Genomic DNA, 2,345 nt, shown 5'->3' with positions numbered 1-2,345 from the left:
CGCCATCCGTAAGGCGATCCGCAGCGCCGACGCCAGGCTGTTGTTCCTGCCGCCCTACAACCCCGATCTCGATCCGATCGAGCAGGTCTTCGCCAAGCTCACGCACCTGATGCTCAAAGCCGCTGCAGCGGATCAGCCATCCCGGCGAAGGTTGGTTCGAGAAGGATCTGGCGTCTCTGTTCCTCGACCTTGCGCAACGGCTATCCGAAATAGAAGTCGTCGGGTGTCAGCGCCTCGAGAATCCCGCCCCACAGGGTGATCGTGTTGCCTTGCGATATCGTAATGACAACATCGCCGCCAACCTGGGCACTCGCGGCCATCACCGTATCGTAATCGGTGAAGACCGATGGATCGAACACCAGCAGGTCGTGTGCCGGTCCACGTCCGACCTCGGCGGAGAAATCGTAGATGATGTCGTTGCCGGTCGCCCGATCGCCGAAGTAGAAATGATCCTCGCCCGCCTCGCCGCGCATCTGGTCGTTCCCGGCACCGCCCATGAGGCCGTCATTGCCGGCACCGCCGTAGAGAATATCGTTCCCGGTACCACCGACCACCTGATCGTTGCCGTCGCCGSCCCAGAGCTGGTCGTCGCCCGCGTCGCCATAGATGAAGGCACCGGTGTTGGTCCCGCTCACCTGGATCAGGTCGTTGCCGTCCTCGCCATAGAGCAGGTCGCCGCCGCCGGCCTTATCGAAGATGAGATCGTCGCCCGCGCCGCCGGCCAGCTCGTCCCGGCCCTCGCCGCCTTCGAGACTGTCATTGCCAGCCTCGCCAAAGAGGTGGTCGTCATTGCCATAACCCTCGAGCGTATCTTTTCCGTCGCCGCCGTAGAACCAGTCGGCAACGCCCCCCCCGAGCCCCGAGCCAACCGACGAGCCAGCGATGTGGTCGTTGCCCGCGTAACCGAATACCGTCTCGGTAGCGCCACCACGACTCATATTAATGGAGTCGGCATACGGCGTTCCATAAACAAGATTACTTTCCGCGTTATCAACGAACGAGGCGCCTCTATTATTAGAGCGCGCGAGAAACCCATCTGTAACAAACAGATAAATACGCTCTACGTTCTCGACGCCACCCGTACTTTCGCTATCAAGCAACATGACAGTGTCATAGCCACCCCCCACTTCCTCCCGAACGCTATCATCGTTTCCTTGAGCCCCGACTATCCAATAGGTGTCGTCGCCGGCGCCGCCATAAAGCGTGTCCCTGATGGTGCCAGAGTTGTTGTTATAGACACCCGTGTAATTATACCCCCAGCTGTACAGGATATCGTTGCCGTCGCCGCCATAGAGCGCGTTGCTGCCCCAGCCGCCGTTCAGGAGATCGTCGCCGGCGCCGCCGTAGAGCGTGTCGTCCCCTGAAAGATTGACGAATTCGTCGTCGCCGAACAGGCGGTCATTGCCGTCCCCGCCGTATAAGGTGTCAGTGCCTTGCCCGCCTGCGACGAAATCGTCGCCCTCATCACCATAGACGATGTCGTCGCCGCCGCTGCCACGGCTCGGATCGAACGCCGATCCGCCGTACAGCGTATCATTCCCCAGCCCGCCATGAATGAGGTCATAGCCCTCCTTGCCGTCCACCTGGTCGTCACCGGCACCCGCGTCGATATCGTCCTGGAGGTTGGTGCCCACCAGGACGTCGTTGCCCGGCGTGCCGGTGATCGTCGCCATGGCGACTATTCCAGGATCGTTCTCGGGCAGGATCGTCGCCACATAGCGTCCCCCGAAAGGATATCCGACGCCACCGATGGTCGAGACATCGACCCTGCCGCGATCATTTGCCAGAAAACTGCTAATGGCTGCCATGGAATCTCTCCGGATCAGCCACCTGAGCGCGTGACCGGGGCCATGAATAACTCTCTAACAGGCCGATGCAAATCGGTTTTTGGCGCCACTGTCCTTTAGGCTGGCTCGTTGGGAGGCGTTGACAAATTGTCGCATCCACAGGCGGATTGAGACGAGATGTACGAAGCCGAAATAGCTATCGATGGGTTGCGAGACGCCCGGCGTTCTTGACCTTGTCGAAGCAGCGCTCGACCATGTTGCGCAAGGCATAGATGTCGGCATCGACGGGTAGTTGCACCTATTTCGGCCCGCCATCCGTAAGGCGATCCGCAGCGCCGACGCCAGGCTGTTGTTCCTGCCGCCCTACAACCCCGATCTCGATCCGATCGAGCAGGTCTTCGCCAAGCTCACGCACCTGATGCTCAAAGCCGCTGCAGCGGATCAGCCATCCCGGCGAAGGTTGGTTCGAGAAGGATCTGGCGTCTCTGTTCCTCGACCTTGCGCAACGGCTATCCGAAATAGAAGTCGTCGGGTGTCAGCGCCTCGAGAATCCCGCCC

Annotated in this window: 1 protein-coding gene and 3 pseudogenes; 2 read left to right on the top strand and 2 right to left on the bottom strand. The window is 60.5% G+C overall.

Going from position 1 to position 2,345, the window contains the following annotated elements:
* A pseudogene (locus AC1DX5_RS24180) lies at positions 1-128 on the top strand (transposase); the annotation flags it as partial.
* A gap of 72 nt (positions 129-200) precedes the next feature.
* Here AC1DX5_RS24180 and AC1DX5_RS24175 read toward each other — a convergent pair.
* Positions 201-1,808, bottom strand: coding sequence for a calcium-binding protein (locus AC1DX5_RS24175; RefSeq protein ID WP_478017850.1), 1,608 nt, complete (start codon positions 1,806-1,808; stop codon positions 201-203).
* A 129-nt stretch (positions 1,809-1,937) separates the two neighbouring features.
* A pseudogene (locus AC1DX5_RS24170) lies at positions 1,938-2,085 on the bottom strand (IS5/IS1182 family transposase); the annotation flags it as partial.
* Between the two features lie 12 nt (positions 2,086-2,097).
* Here AC1DX5_RS24170 and AC1DX5_RS24165 point away from each other — a divergent pair.
* Positions 2,098-2,224: pseudogene (locus AC1DX5_RS24165) on the top strand (transposase); the annotation flags it as partial.
* Between the last annotated feature and the right edge of the window lie 121 nt (positions 2,225-2,345).

The sequence above is a fragment of the Sphingomonas sp. P2_B6 genome, from assembly GCF_056404755.1.
Note: the sequence above shows the minus strand (reverse complement) of the source record. Positions and strands in the feature narration are given on the sequence as shown.